The following is a 15,923-nucleotide window of genomic DNA, read 5'->3' on the forward strand; positions in this document are numbered from 1 at the left end:
TCAGGATGCACGAGCAAGGCGCGCAGCGCGTTGGGCCGTCTGGACATCCGGGTCTGGATCGAGGCCCGCGGCAAGCAGCGCCTGCGTGTAGGGTTGCCGCGGCGTCTCGAAAATCTGCCGCACTGTACCGATTTCGACCACCTCACCCTTTTGCATGACCATGACGTGATCGGCGAAATCACGCACCACTGGCAAATCGTGGGCGATGAAAATGAAGGCAATCCCCATCTGCTTGCGCAGCTTGTCCAAGAGCGCAATGACCTGCGCCTGCACCGATACGTCGAGTGCTGAGACCGCTTCGTCGCAGATAATCAATTGCGGCTCGAGCGCGAGCGCCCGTGCGATAGCGATGCGTTGGCGCTGGCCGCCGGAAAACTGATGCGGATAGCGTCCCATATGTTCGGGCCCAAGGCCCACTTGAGTCAGAAGTTCCGCCACCCTCTCGCGCCATTTCGCTTTTGGCAGGATGTCAGGGTGAATGACCCAGGCCTCCGAGATCAGTTGATAAACCGTCATTCGCGGGTTCAGCGATTGCGTCGGATCCTGAAACACCATCTGTAGATCGCGACGCAGCTTATAGAGTTCAGCAGCTGAGAGAGTGAAGAGGTCCCTGCCCTTCCAGAAAGCTTGACCAGAATCGGGCTCGTCCAGCCTAAGCAGGATGCGCGCAAGTGTAGATTTTCCCGATCCGCTCTCGCCGACGACAGCCATGGTTTCGCCAGCCATAAGATCGAAGGAAACTCCCTTCAGCGCTTCGAAGGCTCCATAGGTCTTGCGGACATTGCGCACCTTCAGTACAGGCTCGCCACCTGAAAGCGGCGCGTGCATTTCGCCCTTGCCAGGTGCCGCGGCAATCAGCTTCTTCGTGTATGCGTGCTGCGGGTTCTTATAGACATCGCGCACCGTCCCGGATTCCACCAGCACGCCTTTTTCCATCACCACCACGCGGTCCGCAATTTCGGCGACCACGCCCAGATCGTGGGTGATGATCAGCACCGCCATGCCGGTTTCCCGTTGAAGCTCCTTGAGAAGAGCCAAAACCTCGGCCTGAACCGTGACATCGAGCGCCGTCGTCGGCTCGTCGGCAATCAGAAGATCCGGGCGCAATGCGAGCGCCATGGCAATCATCACGCGCTGGCGCTGGCCACCGGAAAATTCGTGGGGATATTTGTCGAGTGACGTTTCCGGGCTCGGAATGCCGACACGGCCAAGCAATCGGAGCGCCTCGGCCTTCGCCTTGGCATCATCAGTGCCATGGGTCGTCAGTGCTTCGCGGATTTGCCAGCCGACCGTATAAACCGGGTTCAAGTGGCTCAGCGGATCCTGAAAGATCATCGCAATGCGGCGACCATTGATCTCGCGCCGTTGGGCAGGCGGCATGGTCAGAAGATCCACGCCATCCAGCAGGATCTGGCCGGAGGTAATGCGACCCGGCGGCATGTCAATCAGGTTCATGACGGCAGATGATGACACGGACTTGCCGGAACCGCTCTCGCCAAGGATCGCAAGTGTTTCACCGCGGTCGAGATGGTAGGAGATGTCGCGCACCGCCTTGACCACGCCGTTTACGGTGTGGAACTCGACCGAGAGGTTGCGAACTTCGAGCAGGTGATCAGCCATTCTTGCGGCCCTTCATTTCCAGACGCCAGCGCTGCACAGGGTCAAGCGCGATGCGCAGCCAGTTGGACAGGAGGTTCAGCGACATGGTGGTAAGAATGATCGCCAGTCCCGGCCAGAAGGACAGCCACCACGCATTGGTCAGATACTGCCGTCCTTGGCTAATCATCAGACCCCAGGTAATTTCAGGAGGCTGAATGCCGATGCCGAGGAATGAGAGCGCGCTTTCGGCCAACATCACATAGGCAAAATCAAGCGTGGCGAGCGTCGTCAATGTTGGCAGCACAACCGGCAAAATATGGCGAAAGAGAATGCGCTTGTTGGACGCGCCCATCACGCGTGCCGCCTGCACGAACATGCGCTCGCGGATTTCAAGGACCTCAGCGCGGGTGGTGCGGAGATAGACAGGGATGCGAGTTATCGCCAGAACGAGCATTAGATTGAGGATCGACGATCCCAAGATGTAGAGGACGATAACGGCGATCAAAAGCGACGGGAAGGACATGATCACATCTGCAAGCCGCATGATGACCTGATTGACGCGCGCAGACGAAAAACCTGCAATCAAGCCGAGGGCAGTGCCGATGATCGATGAGATCAAGACCGCACCCGCCGCCACCATCAACGTGTTCTGAGTAGCAACGATGATGCGGGCGAGAAGCGGACGGCCCAGCGCGTCCGCGCCCATCCACCAGACCCATGCCTTTTCGAAGTCGAAGGGTGCGGCGTTGCGACCGCGCAAGTTCTGCTTGGTCGCGACATCGCCAAGCCAGCTTGGACCGATCAAGGCCAGAATGATGATAAACACGAGAAAGATGGCAGCAGCGAGAGCGAATTTGTCCGCCAGGAGCATACGGAACATGCGCTGATAGAAGGGCGGCTCGTGGGCGATATCCGTGGCAGTCGTCATGTCGGTCATCGTCATTCCTCCCTAATGCCGAATGCGCGGATCGAGAAACGCATAAGCAAGATCGATCAGGAGGTTCATGATGAAAATCGCGACCGCCGTCACAAGAATGGCGGCCAAAACGACGTTGAAGTCGCGTTGCAGGATGGAATCGATCATTAGCTTTCCGACTCCGGGAAAACCAAAGATGGTTTCGATGATGACCGCGCCGTTGAGCAAGCTTGCAGCCTGATCGCCCAGCACGGTGATAACCGGCAACATCGCATTGCGCAGCGCATGGATGAAGATGATCGGACCGGATTTGACGCCCTTGGCGCGCGCCGTCTTCACATAGGCGGAAGAGAGCGCCGTTATCATCGAACCGCGCACCACCTGGACGATAATGCCAAAGGGGCGAACAAAAAGCACGCCAATCGGCAGTATCCAGTGCCAGATCGAACCGGTACCGGACGTTGGAAGCCATGTGAGATTGACGGCAAAGACGACGATCGCGACGATCGCCAGCCAGAAATCCGGGACCGAGGCGCCGATCAGCGAGACGATGGACGAAAAGCGGTCGAAGAACCCTCCGACGCGGAAGGCGGCGAAGGAGCCAACGACAATCGCCGCGACCGTGACGAGCGTCATGGTGCTGACCGCAAGCCACAAGGTCCAGACGAAAGCTTCAAGCACGACATCCAGCGCGGGCCGCGCCTTGCGCAGCGAATCCCCAAGGTCGCCAGTCAACACATCGCCGACGTAGCGACCGAATTGAACGAGCAGAGGATCGTTTAGGCCATGCAATTCGCGAAACTGGTTCTTCAACTCGGCAGACGCTTCGACCGGCAGGAAGAGCGCTGCGGGATCGCCCGTCAGGCGGGAAAGGAAGAAGACCATGACGATCAGTCCGATCAACGAGATCAGACTGGCAACAGCCCGTTTTCGAATGAAACTCAGCATGGCATCCTCGGAGAAACCTGTGCGGCGACGTCATCTCGCCGCGCATTGTGCAAACGAGACGGCGGCTTCGGCCGCCATCTCTGACTGATGAGGTCTTACTTGATCTTGATCTCGGAAAGCTGCAGCATCGAGTTCGTTGCAATCGTCGGCTTGAAGTCGAGACGTTCGGACACCCGGGCAAATCCTACCATGTGGAATAGCAACACGTCGGCCACCACATCATCATGCAGGTAGGCGATCAGTTCCGACCACAACTTGGCGCGCTCATCGCCGACAGCCGCCGAAGCACGCTTGATCAGATCATCGACCTTCGGGTCGGAGAAGCCGGACTGCGTGCCTTCAGAAGCATATTTGAAGAACATCGAGAAGGAGGGGTCACCCTTGGAATTGTCGTGCATGGCAGCGACGATCTGCGGACCGCGATCCTTGGCAAATGGCTTCGAATAATAGCGTTCGTGCTCTGCAACCTCCACGAACTTCAGATCGACCTTGAACCCGACATCCTGCAGCTGTTGCTGAATGGCTTCCATGATTTCGGTAACGTTCGGGAAGTTTGCCGAGCGCGCGATAACGGTGATCGGCGTATCGACCTTCACGCCATCTGCCTTGGCCTGTTCAAGCAGCTTCTTGGCACCGTCGGGATCGAACGGAAAGACCTTCACATCCTTGTTCCAGCCGAGTGTCGTTGGCGGCACGATCGCGGTCGCCAGCACGGCGCTTTCCGGCACCAACGTGCCAAGGAAAGCCTGGCGGTCGATTGCAAGGTTCAGCGCGCGGCGTACACGAACGTCGTTGAGCGGGGCGATATTGTGGTCGAGGCGCAGATAGACCGTTTCACTGTCGAGATAGGAGAAGTCGGTCTTCGGGTTCGTCGCGTCGAGCTGCGAGATAGACGGCGAAAGGTCAGCTTCGCCGGCCTGAACCATCGCGGCACGAACGGCAGGGTCTGCGCGGAACAGATAGGTCGCTTGCGTCACTTCAGGCTTGGTTCCCCAATAGTCGTCGCGGCCGCTCAGAACGATCTGCTGGCCTGGCGTCCAGTTGGTGAGCTTGTAGGGGCCGGTACCAACCGGCTCGCGGATGAATTCGAGTGGCGTCTCTTCCGGAACAATCGTTACCAACGTCATCAAAAGCGGGAGGATCGGCTGGACCGGATCGGCCTTGAAATCGATGGTGTAATCATCGACGATCGACGGCGTGACCTTCATCCCACCGAAATAACGGCGGGACTCACAAGCGTTTTTATCGCTCATGATACGGTCAAAGCTGTGCTTGACATCCTTGGCATCGAAGCCTGAACCATCGGAGAACTTGACACCCTGGCGAAGATGGAAGCGCCAGCTGCCATCCGCGTTCTGCTCCCACCTTTCCGCCAGGCGCGGCATGACGCCCTTGTTGGAACGCACATCCAGTTCAGTCAGCGTTTCGCTGACATTTTCCATGATGATGCGACCGATATTCGATCGGGTGGCCATGCACGGTTCAAGCAGGTCCGCCTCTTCGGCCAGCACCACCTTGATTGGACCGGAGCCCGCATAGGCTGGCGTAAATGCGCTCGTCATAATCGTGCCAAGTGCCAGAGCACAGGAAATGGCAGTCCTTTTCATCTTTGTTCTCCTCCCAGATGAAGTCCATGCATGACAGGCCGGAGCCTGAACGAGCGAGCGGCAACCGTCGCCCGGATATTTGAATGGCCAGGATGTAGAGGCCAGCCTTCTTTGACGACCTCACTCCAGCGTGGCGCAGAGCATCCACGCTGACGTACATCTTGTCAAATGAAATCATAATGTAAAAATGTAAATGGAAAAATTAATTATTTTTGTTGTTTAATTTCATATAGATATAAAATTACATCAGCGAAATCTACATCTTTTTCGACATAAATAAACTTGACAACTTAAGAAATTTCATCGATCTCGGACAGCGAGAGGAGCCTATTATGACCCCAGACGAGATAGCGCGGCGAATGACTGGTGCGCTGACGCAAACCATTGACGGACGCAGCGAAGCCTTTCTTCCATCGCCCATGATCCAGAACCACGCTGCTTTCCTGCATCGCCAGGCAGACGGCTCGTTGATCTGCGCCTGGTTCGGCGGCTCTCTTGAGGGCAAATCCGACATCTCGATCTACGCATCCGTCCTGAGGAAGAACGCCTCCACCTGGGGTCCAGCACAAAGATTGAGCTTTGACCCCGATCACTCAGAACAGAACCCCGTCCTGTTTCAGGCGCCTGACGGACGGCTGATTCTTTTCCACACCTCACAGCCCTCAGGCAATCAGGACGAATGCCGTATTCGCATGGCCGAGCTTGTGATTGACCCTGCTGATCCGACACGGCTTTTCTCTTCGGAAGGCCAATATCTTGACCTTCCCCGTGGATGCTTTGTGCGCGCACCACTTGTGATCAGACGCGATGGCGCGTGGCTGCTTCCGATCTTTCGTTGCGTTCAGCGTCCCGGCCAAAAATGGAATGGCAGTCATGATACCGCTGCCATCGGCGTCAGCCAGGACAACGGCCAGACATGGCGCCTGGAAGAGTTGTCGCAATCGACCGGCTGCGTTCACATGTCGCCGGTGTCGATCGGCAACAGCGCGTCTGCCGCCTTCTTCCGCCGACGCCAGGCTGATTTCGTTTTCCGCACTGAAAGCACCGATGAAGGCCGTAGCTGGACTGTGCCGGCGCCCACCGACCTGCCCAACAACAACTCCTCGATCGCAGCAATCACGCTTTCGGATGGACGGATCGCGTTGATCTGTAACCCCGTCAATCACGAGGCGTCGAGCGATCGCCGGGCTTCGCTTTACGACGAACTCGGGGAAGACGACGGGAGACCGGACGCGGACCCGACAGGTGGCATCGTTCCGGTCTGGGGCGTTCCTCGCGCGCCGGTCAGCGTGTGCCTCTCGACCGATGGCGGCAAGACCTTCCCCCAGCGCATCCTGATAGAGGACGGCGCCGGCACCTGCCTGTCGAACGACTCCATTGATGGACGCAACTTGGAAATGTCCTATCCGTGGCTCTTGCCGGATCCGGATGGAAGCCTGCACATCGCCTACACCTATCATCGACGCGCGATCAAATATGTCCACCTGCCCGCAGGCTGGGACCGCACCGGCACAGGAGACTGACATGAGCGACATTATTGGCATCACCATGGGCGACCCCTGCGGAGTGGGTCCTGAGATTTCGGTCCGAGCCTTGGCAGAGATGTCGGCGCAAGATCGCGCAGCCACACGTATTTACGGCAATCTCGCCACACTTGAAGCCGCACGCAAGGCACTGGGCCTTTCCATCGACTTGACCCCGCATGTGATCGATATCGATGTAGAGGGCGCGCCTCTTCCCTGGGGTAAACTCAGTCCAGCGGCAGGCGACGCCGCTTTCCGCTTCATCGAAAAGGCCGTCCGCGATGCGGAAGCCGGTTCGATTGGCTGCATCGTCACGGCTCCGATCAACAAGGAGGCGCTCAACGCTGCAGGTCATCACTACGATGGCCACACAGGCATGTTGCGCAGCCTGACTGGCTCCAGTGCGGCCTATATGTTGCTCGCTTCCGAGCGCCTGAAAGTAATCCATGTTTCCACCCATGTTTCGCTGCAGGAGGCGATCCGCCGCTCGACGACGGAACGCGTGCTTGCCACCATTCGGGCCGGCGACAAACACCTCAAGCGCATCGGTTATGAAAGCCCCCGCATTGCAGTGGCCGGGATCAACCCGCATTGCGGAGAGAACGGCCTCTTCGGGACCGAAGACGACGACCAGATCGCGCCAGCAGTTGCTGCGGCCAGGACCGAAGGCATCAATGTCGAAGGGCCGATTTCCGCAGATACCGTCTTTCATCGCGCCTATTCCGGCGCCTTCGATCTGGTGGTCGCACAATATCACGACCAGGGTCACATCCCGATCAAGCTTGTGGCCTTCGACACGGCGGTCAACGTTTCCGTCGAACTGCCAATCGATCGCACATCGGTTGACCACGGCACCGCCTTCGACATTGCCGGCAAGGGTATCGCCAATCACGGCAACATGAACTCCGCCATCGCCTATGCCCGCAAGCTGGTTGCTGGCCGAGCCCATCAAGGATAACGCCGATGACAGTTTCCATCACTCTTCACCAGCCACGGCGCCTGCTGGTTGGCGCGGGTACGACTGGGCAAGTCGGCGGGCTCGTCGGCGATGCTCAAGCAACACTCGTGATTGCGACGGCCATCACCGCCGGCTTTATCGATCGTCTACAATTGCGTGGGAAAGTCGAAATCTTCGACGCGATCCCGGGCGAACCCGAGGTGGCAACGCTTGAGGCTGCGATTGCGATTGCGCGCAAGGTCAAGCCGAATGTGGTCATCGGGCTCGGAGGCGGATCCGTCCTTGACGTGGCAAAGCTGGTTGCAGCGTTGTGGGACAGCGAGCAGACGCTTACAGATGTGGCGGGTCCAAACCGCGTCGCCGCCCGAAACACACAGCTCGTCCAAATCGCCACCACGGCGGGCACAGGATCGGAAGCAGGAATTCGTTCGCTGATCACCGATCCGGTCAAAGGCGCAAAGATCGCGGTCGAAAGCCCGCATATGATTGCCGACATCGCGGTTCTGGATCCTGAACTCACCTTCAGCGTGCCGCCAGCCGTGACGGCAGCAACGGGCGTGGACGCCATGGCGCATTGCGTGGAAGCGTTTACCAACAAGCGCGCTCACCCAATGATAGACGGCTTTGCGCGCATGGGCTTTCGCCTCGTTGGAAAATACCTTGCACGCGCCGTCAAGGATGGTTCCGACACTGAAGCTCGCGAAGCCATGATGCTTGCTTCCTACTACGGCGGCATCTGCCTCGGCCCGGTCAATACTGCCGCAGGACATGCCATCGCCTACCCGCTCGGCACTCGGCTTGGCCTTCCCCACGGACTTGCCAATGCCATCGTCTTTCCACACGTGCTCGCCTTCAACCAGCCCGTCGTTCGCGACAAAACGGCAGAAGTGGCAGAGGCCCTCGGTTTCGTAGCAAGTTCGCCGGAAGCAATCTTGGAGAATGGACGGCGCTTCTGCACCGATCTCAACATCGAGATGCAGCTTTCACGTCACGGCGCCAAGGACGACGCTCTCGCCGCTTACGCGACCGAAGCACACTCCAATCGCCGTCTGATGGACAACAATCCGGCTGACATGAGCGTTGACGACGTTCTTTCGATCTACAAAGCGGCCTACTAAAAAATATATTTACTGAAGAAAAAGGGGCTTTGCGAGCCCCTTTTTTATTTCTCGCGATAGCCCCGACCGTTTCAGTCATCCCTCCGCCAACGCTGCGAGAGACGCGCTCGTTTGAAACAAACGAGCCCTCGACCCGGTCAGATGCATGTGCATCAGCTCTTTTGCCTTCGCGCCTTCACCCGTCGCGATAGCATTGGCAATCGCCTCATGTTCAGCAAACACGCGAGAAAGGCCGGCATTGTCGCGTTTGACCGATACGCCATGAAAACGCATGCCGACAGCGATATGGTCTTTCAGTGCTTCCATCGCAGTCGAGAAATATGTGTTGTTCGCGGCCCGCGCGATAGCAAGGTGGAACTGGAAATCAGCGTCCTCCCGGTGGGCCTGACGATTGGTAGCGTCACGCATCAGTTCAAGGGCCTCGCGGATCGCGCCGAGCGTTGCTGGCGTGTGACGTGTCGCAGCGGCTTCCGCAGCTGCCGGCTCGAGCGTCAGACGAAACTCGTAGCAGCTCAAGAGATCGGCGACATTTTCGAGCTGCCCGAAGCCGAGCGGTTGTTTCATGCCAACAGAGCGAACGAAGCTTCCTGCACCACGGCGCGAGTAAATCAACCCTTGATCCCGTAGACGCCGCAGCGCCTCGCGTACAATCGGGCGCGATACCTCGAATTCGATCGCCAGATCGTGCTCTGTCGGCAACCTCTCGTCTGGTTGGTAAGAGCCGGACTTGATCGCTCTATGCATACGCTCAAAGACAAGGTCCGCGAGGCTTTTGCGCGCCGTTCCGCTTTGCAGTCCCATTCTTTAGCTCCTGCCATGAACAATTTGCCTAGCCAGTTTTGCGAGAGTGTCAGGCTCTCCAAAGCCACCAGATTTCAAAATTATACATTGGCCGTTGGCATATGCCAGGCCAAGACCGGGCATACACTCGCCTTCTAGCCGGAAGTGTGTCACGCCCATCGCGGCGAGAGCCGCTTCTGCCGTTGCCCCGCCGCACAGAAGCAGAGTGGACGCCTTGCTGGTTAAACGGGGATGTACACTGTGCGCAAGGCTTCTCGAGACCTCCTCGGACGATAAGCCTAACTCCCCCTCGGTTGCCTGCACCAGCAGCAAGGACGCTGGCGTGATTGGCCCCTCCGGCAAGGTGCCGCTCGGTGCAGGATGGTAGGCAACGCCATCGCACTGGCGGAGCTCTTTCAACTGATCGAGGGTGATCCTGTCACGCGAGCCGATGACAAAGAGGCCCCGACCGACAGGCGGAGATACCTGCCGTCCCCTGGATACGTTTGTCATCTTGCGCGCCAGCGCCTCGGCAAGACCTCTTGCGCCGACAAGCAGATCGACATCGAGTTCTTCGGCTCGTTGCAAGGCTGCGTCTAGTTCATTCTCTGTCACCGTGTCAGGAATTGTTGCACGGTGCGCGTGATGTTTCAGGGCGCTGACGACGGAGAGCGGCTCTGCTACCCCGAAACCTTCCACATTCCCGTCGCGCACTACCCGGCCGAATGTTGGGATCGCGGGAGCCACTAATGCACGATCAAAGGAAACAGCATCGAGTTCCGATGCGATGTGACCTTTCAGCCTCGAGTCCACCTTCTTGAACATGCGGGTGTTGGAAGGAAGACGTCCGACAAGCTCTTGCATCAAGTCAAAGGCATCTTCTGGAGATCCATCGCGAGATCCCAGATTGATCGAGAGAACATCCGGGAAAAGTGCTACGCCCTTATCGACATCATTCGCTCGCAGGACCACTTCGGTGTGAAGCCCTCGTGCCGCGAAAGGGGCAGCCGTATCCAGTGCGCCGGTAAGATCGTCGGCAACGATGACGAGCACAAATACCATCCTTGTTGTTATCTTTTCGGGATAAATATGGCTTTCTTTTCAGTCCAATGCAATTGAAAGCTTACAACATCTCGGTTCTAAAGACAGACTTTTTCTCCGGATCAGGCCTTATTCACCTCTGCTACCATCTATTCGCCGAGCATGATGCGACCGGCTCTGAAAAAGACGAAGGGTGCGGCAAAGGGGCGACTAAGAAAACTTTCGCAGCAATCGGAATCTGCAGCAAATGGGTGCGCCGCTCTTGTTGGGAATGGAGCCGACAGGCCTTAGGTCTCGTGGAGAATGAGCGCTAAGATGCCCTAGCAGGTTCCGGCGCGGTTGCGTGATCAAACGCAAGATCTTTGATCGGGGGGTGTCTGAAAGAGACTTGTAAAAGCCGTGCCTTTACAACGGATTCAAATTTCTAACTGAAATTTACTTTCTAGAGCAGACGGATGACATTGCGGGCAGAGCCCGGCACACTTAGTTTCAGTCTCGAGGTGTTCTCAACTGGGTGTTCACCGGTGCTGCAACTTGCTCTTGAGCCAGAAAAGCATTGGCGAAGTGCCCGCTAACAACGACCCGCCATCAACGGGAGCGTCGCCTGTGAATGACGTTACAAGAGCTCCCGCTTCCTGAGCGATGAGTTTTCCTGCCGCGTAGTCGTAGTGGCTGAGGCCATCCTCGAAATAACCGTCTAGTCTTCCCGCACCAATATACGCGAGATCGAGTGCGGCCGAGCCCAGTCTGCGGACGCCCGCTGTCTCGTTGGTGATGGCATCCAGGCTTCGAAAGAAGGTGCTGCGTTCGATTGCCTTTAACTGTCCGTGGATAGGCATTGACAGCGAGATGATTGCTTCGTCCGGGCGTTTGTCACCGAGCCGGGCGAGCCTCTTTCCGTTCAGCCATGCGCCACAGCCTCGAATGGCGGTGAACATTTCGTCACGCAAAGGGTCAAGGACTACACCCAACGCTTCGCCTTGGTCGTCACACAGAGCGATGCTGACAGCAAAATAGGGGATGCCCCAGATGAAGTTACTTGTCCCATCTAGTGGGTCCACCACCCAGCGGTGTTTTGCATCTGCATTGCGAGTGCCGGTCTCTTCACCGACGAAGCCGTAATGGTCCCCTGCCTCTGCCAGAATAACGGCAATGGCCTTTTCGGCGGCGAGATCTGCTTTGGATGCATAGTCCCCCAATGCTTTTCGTTGAACACCGTCACGCGAAACATCGCCGAAATGGGCCTTTAACTCGGCGCCTCCTGCTAGGGCTGCAGACGACGCAAGCTGCATCAATTCTTCAAGTGTCAGGTCGGCCATCGCTTATGCTTCCACGGGTAGGAAAGTTACGGTCTCGAAGTCCACGCCGACGCGCAATCCCACATCAATTGCGTTTCGGGTCTCCACGGAGATGATCGTACCATTATCGAGCCGAAGGCTTTGGGTCCAAGCCTTGCCCATGAAGCGACGATCTTCCACCGTCGCATCGGTCAGCGCTCCGCCGCACTCGCGGATCATCACCTGTTCAGGACGCACCACAAGCGTCCCTTTACCGCTGTGACCTCTTCCTGCGATAGCGAACTTCGACCCGCCCGCCGTCTGGAACCCGGTCTCGTCAAAGGTTCCTTCCAGAAAATTCGCACTGCCGACGAATTCGGCTACGAAGCGGTTGGCCGGTCGCGCGTAAATGGTTTCCGGGTCCGCAAGCTGTTGCACGATGCCGTTCTGCATGACTGCGATGCGGTCCGACATCTCCAGCGCTTCCTCCTGATCATGCGTGACATAGATTGCCGTCAGACCGAGCCTCCTCTGCAGACTGCGCAGTTCATGGCGAAGAGCCACTCGAAGACGCGCGTCGAGATTGGACATCGGCTCATCCATGAGGAGAAGCGGCGGGTTGATGACGAGCGCCCGCGCCAGCGCGATACGTTGCTGCATACCGCCGCTCATTTCTGAAGGAAAGCGCTGTTCGACGCCGTGAAGCTCGACCTGTGCGAGGGCGGCCCTCACTCTTTCGGCGGTTTCGCTCTTGGAAATTTTGCGCAGTTTCAGTCCGTAGGCGACATTGTCGAAAACGGTCTGGTTCGGCCACAGCGCGTAGTTCTGAAAGACGAAACCGATATTTCTGTCCCAAGCGGCAAGCGATGTCACGTTCTGACCGTTGAACAGGATCTTGCCCCCATCGATCGGATGAAAGCCTGCGATTGCACGCAAAAGCGTCGTCTTGCCACAGCCGGATGACCCGAGCAGGGTGAAGAATTCGCCGGGCTTGATCGTCAGGCTGATGTCTTTCAGAACCGCGTGGTTGCCAAAGGTTTTGGAGACGGCGTCGATGACGACCTCGCAGCCTTGGGTGGAGAGTTTGGAAGATGAAGTTTCAACCACCGGATTGTCCTCGAATTTGGCCGTAGCGCACAATGAAATAGAGTGGGATGTAGATGATCATCATCAGGAGAATCGTCTGCGCTGCGGAGACCCCGAAATCGGAATCCACCAGCGTGTTCTCGAAGATCACGGCTGTCATCGGCTTCCACGGTGGACGATAGAGAACGATGGTGGATGACAATTCCGTGACGATGTGAAGGAAGGTCAGCGTTGCCCCGGTCACTGCGCCTGCAAGCACCAGAGGTGCGGTTATCGTGACGAACACCCTGAACGGACGCGCACCAAGGCTGATGGCGGCCTCTTCCAGAGCCGGGTGAACGCGCCGCAGCGCCGCCTCTGATGCCTTCACCGTAAATGGCAGGTTGCGAATGAGATAGGCAAGGACGAGGATGAACCAGGTGCCGGTCAGTTGCAGCGGCGCCCTGTTGAACATCATGATAAGACCGATACCAAGCACCGTGCCAGGTATGACATACGGCATCATAACCGTGAGGCTGAGAACAGGAGCAATGACCCGGTAGCGTTTGCGTATAATCACATAGGCAATTCCAAGCCCGATCGCTGTTGCCGCCAGCGTTCCGGCAATACCGAGAGACAAGGTCACCCAGGCCGGTCCCATTCCCGTACGCCACATCGTGGCGTAGTTCGCGAGCGTGAAGTTCGCCCTCGGCAAGCCGACCCGCCATTCCATGAAACTGGAGATCAGCACTGTCAAATGCGGGGTAAATGCCATGAGAAGAGCAATGATGACCGCTGCGAGTACAATGACATGGGCAAGAGGCGATAGCGGCTTACGATCCAAGGCGCGCGATGACACCACAGCGAAACCACGACGTGCCAGATAAATCTGCTGGGCCATAAGAAACAGGCTGGAAATGGTGATGAGCACCATCGATCCTGTTGCCGCAAGAGCCGGGTTGCGACCCGCCTCGCTGAGGAAGGACGTGTAGATCAGGACCGGTAACGCGTTGACATCGAGGCCGATGATGCGCGGCGTTCCGAAATCAGAGAGAGCCGCCATCGTTGCCAGATAGAGACCAGTGATGATGCCGGGAAGCGCCAGCGGAATTTCAACCGTCATGCGAACGCGAGGCGGTTTTGCCCCCAGGCTTTCCGCAGCTTCAATATGACCGGCGTCCAGACTCTGAAACGAGCTGTGGCTGAGAAGGAAGATGATGGGAAAGACAAGCCAGGTGATGACCCAGATGACGCCATGCAGACCGACAATCGAGACGTCGAGACCGAGATAGTTGGTCACAACGCCATTGCGTCCAAGAAGCAGCCGCCAGGCGTAGGCACCTAGAAATGGCGGAGATACGGACGCCATGGTGACGAGAAAGACGATGGCCGTGCTGCCCGCAACCCTATAGCGGGCGATCAGATAAGCAAGTGACACACCGATCAAAGCGGCGAGGCCCGTCGACGTCAATGCGATCACCAGGCTGTTTATAGTGGCGGAAAGAGTTTCCGAGCGTGAGAAGAAATCGATGTAGTGAATTGGAGAGAATGACAGCGCCCTGTTTTCGAAAGTGACATAGGCATTTACGGCATGAGACAATAAGACGGAGTTAGGCCCCTGCGCCTGAAGGTCCAGCGGCGCCGGAACTGTTGTGGCGAAAAGTCCGCGTGGCGCCTGTTGTGAGAGCGCGAACCGAGCGGTGCCGAGATCGAGTTCGATGACCCCAGCCTCGTCCCTGCCAAACGACATCGGCTCTTGCGACGAAAGGCGTAGCGTCCGGTCGCCCTCGACACTGACAGTCAGGCGGTCAGGCGAACTTAACGCTATGGCCAGCCCGTCGGAGGTTTTCTCCACGCCGTACCGAGCGGTCATTTCCGGGACGGATTGCAAGCCGTCCTTATTATGCAGAAGCGTAAAACGGCCACCTTCCTCCAGAAGGGAGGCGGCCATCAGGCGAACTTGCGGGACGATAATCGTCAAGCCGCATAGAACGAGCGCGACGATTGAAAAGATGAGCCAATTGTCGCGCAGCGCCTTCATTTCCCGCGAAGCTCCTGGAAGCGGGCGACGACGACGGGCCGTGGATCGACGGCGGACACGATTGTAAGCGTGGACATGTCAGGAAGGGCTGCCGGAGGCGTTACATCCTTGCGCGCCGAACGCCGAACAGTAGCATCGCGAACAATTTCGTGTGCCGTCTTGCTGCCGAGAAAATCAATGAAGGTTTTGGCATCGTCGATGTGCTGCGCGCCCTTGACGATGGCCTGCGCATCAATCTGGCCCGTGACGGCATCGGTCGGGTAAACGATATCGATCGGCAGGCCCTGGGCCTTCCATTTGGCACCCAGATCTTCGTTGATCCAGCCAACAGCCGCTTCGCCGTCTCGTACTGCGTTGAAGGCGTCGTCGGAGCCGGGTGCAATACGCGCGCCCTTGGCCATCTGACCGACAAGGTCCCAACCGAAGTTGCCCGCGAGGGCAGACAGGATAACATAGCCGGTACCGGATTTTGCCGGGTCTGGAATGATCAGGCCACCATTCTTGGCGAAGTCATGCGAAACAAGGTCTTTCTGCGTCTTAGGTACGGAGCCAGCGTCGACGCGCTTGGTGCTGACGATCAGCGGCTGCAGCAGCACCGTGAATGGATGCCAGATGTGATTGGGATCGGTCGTCACCATGTCGGCGTCCGACTTACTCTGGTAAGCTTGGAAGAGCGTCGCATTTTCTTCGAACGTCTGGGTTGGTCCACCCCACATGACATCTGCAGAGGAATTGCCACCTTCTGCGCGCAGACGCTCGATGAGTTCACCGGTACCGCCGCGCACGACGGTCACCTTCACATCCGGATTTGCTTTGGCAAAAGCATTGAGAATAGGGGCAGAGGTTGCTTCCCCGTGAGCAGTATAGACGACAAGCTCTCCAGCATTCGCAATACCCAGGATTGATACCGACGCCAAAGCGCCCGCTATGATCCGCCGCAAGGTCCATTTCAGCATGACTGTGTTCCCTTTTTTAAAGTCACTGAGAAGAAGGCGACGATATTAATTCCATTAGATGGATTTAAAATCAAGCCGCCTTTGCCGCCGATTT

At 57.5% G+C, this 15,923-nt stretch carries 13 protein-coding genes; 3 read left to right on the forward strand and 10 right to left on the reverse strand.

Features of this window, described 5'->3' with window-relative positions:
* The 4 genes from ACTJKV_RS17630 to ACTJKV_RS17645 form a co-directional block, all read right to left on the reverse strand.
* Positions 1–1,620: an ABC transporter ATP-binding protein gene (locus tag ACTJKV_RS17630; protein ID WP_112520290.1), complete on the reverse strand. Its 1,620-nt coding sequence runs from the start codon at positions 1,618–1,620 to the stop codon at positions 1–3.
* Complete coding sequence (locus ACTJKV_RS17635; RefSeq protein WP_112520291.1) at positions 1,613–2,536, reverse strand: ABC transporter permease; 924 nt, start codon at positions 2,534–2,536, stop codon at positions 1,613–1,615. Before ACTJKV_RS17635 ends, ACTJKV_RS17630 begins: the two co-directional genes overlap by 8 nt.
* 12 nt (positions 2,537–2,548) lie before the next feature.
* A complete protein-coding gene (locus ACTJKV_RS17640; RefSeq protein ID WP_112520292.1) occupies positions 2,549–3,463 on the reverse strand; it encodes an ABC transporter permease in 915 nt (304 codons plus the stop codon).
* Between the two features lie 95 nt (positions 3,464–3,558).
* Complete coding sequence (locus tag ACTJKV_RS17645; RefSeq protein WP_112520293.1) at positions 3,559–5,070, reverse strand: ABC transporter substrate-binding protein; 1,512 nt, start codon at positions 5,068–5,070, stop codon at positions 3,559–3,561.
* Between the two features lie 332 nt (positions 5,071–5,402).
* Between ACTJKV_RS17645 and ACTJKV_RS17650 the strand changes: the two genes are divergently transcribed.
* Genes ACTJKV_RS17650 through ACTJKV_RS17660 form a run of 3 tightly spaced genes read left to right on the forward strand, consistent with a single transcriptional unit; the run spans position 5,403 to position 8,669 of the window.
* Positions 5,403–6,593: an exo-alpha-sialidase gene (locus ACTJKV_RS17650; RefSeq protein ID WP_144622111.1), complete on the forward strand. Its 1,191-nt coding sequence runs from the start codon at positions 5,403–5,405 to the stop codon at positions 6,591–6,593.
* Position 6,594: 1 nt separating this feature from the next.
* Entirely contained in the window at positions 6,595–7,551 is a 957-nt protein-coding gene (gene pdxA / locus ACTJKV_RS17655) for a 4-hydroxythreonine-4-phosphate dehydrogenase PdxA (protein WP_062442711.1), read from the forward strand.
* Positions 7,552–7,556: 5 nt separating this feature from the next.
* Positions 7,557–8,669 (forward strand): iron-containing alcohol dehydrogenase, encoded by a 1,113-nt coding sequence (locus ACTJKV_RS17660; RefSeq protein ID WP_062600730.1) that lies wholly within the window; start codon positions 7,557–7,559, stop codon positions 8,667–8,669.
* Between the two features lie 75 nt (positions 8,670–8,744).
* On the opposite strand, the gene ACTJKV_RS17665 is transcribed toward ACTJKV_RS17660, so the two are convergent.
* The 6 genes from ACTJKV_RS17665 to ACTJKV_RS17690 all read right to left on the reverse strand — a co-directional run bounded on the left by ACTJKV_RS17665 (position 8,745) and on the right by ACTJKV_RS17690 (position 15,829).
* Positions 8,745–9,470: a FadR/GntR family transcriptional regulator gene (locus ACTJKV_RS17665; RefSeq protein WP_062600731.1), complete on the reverse strand. Its 726-nt coding sequence runs from the start codon at positions 9,468–9,470 to the stop codon at positions 8,745–8,747.
* A gap of 3 nt (positions 9,471–9,473) precedes the next feature.
* Positions 9,474–10,502, reverse strand: coding sequence for a four-carbon acid sugar kinase family protein (locus tag ACTJKV_RS17670; protein WP_440599331.1), 1,029 nt, complete (start codon positions 10,500–10,502; stop codon positions 9,474–9,476).
* 506 nt (positions 10,503–11,008) lie between these two features.
* Positions 11,009–11,809, reverse strand: coding sequence for an inositol monophosphatase family protein (locus ACTJKV_RS17675; RefSeq protein WP_144622113.1), 801 nt, complete (start codon positions 11,807–11,809; stop codon positions 11,009–11,011).
* Between the two features lie 3 nt (positions 11,810–11,812).
* Entirely contained in the window at positions 11,813–12,874 is a 1,062-nt protein-coding gene (locus ACTJKV_RS17680) for an ATP-binding cassette domain-containing protein (RefSeq protein WP_144622115.1), read from the reverse strand.
* Positions 12,867–14,873 (reverse strand): ABC transporter permease, encoded by a 2,007-nt coding sequence (locus ACTJKV_RS17685; RefSeq protein WP_144622117.1) that lies wholly within the window; start codon positions 14,871–14,873, stop codon positions 12,867–12,869. The genes ACTJKV_RS17680 and ACTJKV_RS17685 overlap by 8 nt, the downstream gene beginning before the upstream one ends.
* Complete coding sequence (locus ACTJKV_RS17690; RefSeq protein WP_153312454.1) at positions 14,870–15,829, reverse strand: extracellular solute-binding protein; 960 nt, start codon at positions 15,827–15,829, stop codon at positions 14,870–14,872. The genes ACTJKV_RS17685 and ACTJKV_RS17690 overlap by 4 nt, the downstream gene beginning before the upstream one ends.
* Between the last annotated feature and the right edge of the window lie 94 nt (positions 15,830–15,923).

The sequence above is a fragment of the Agrobacterium sp. 22117 genome (genome assembly GCF_052045735.1).
GTDB lineage: Bacteria > Pseudomonadota > Alphaproteobacteria > Rhizobiales > Rhizobiaceae > Agrobacterium > Agrobacterium cavarae.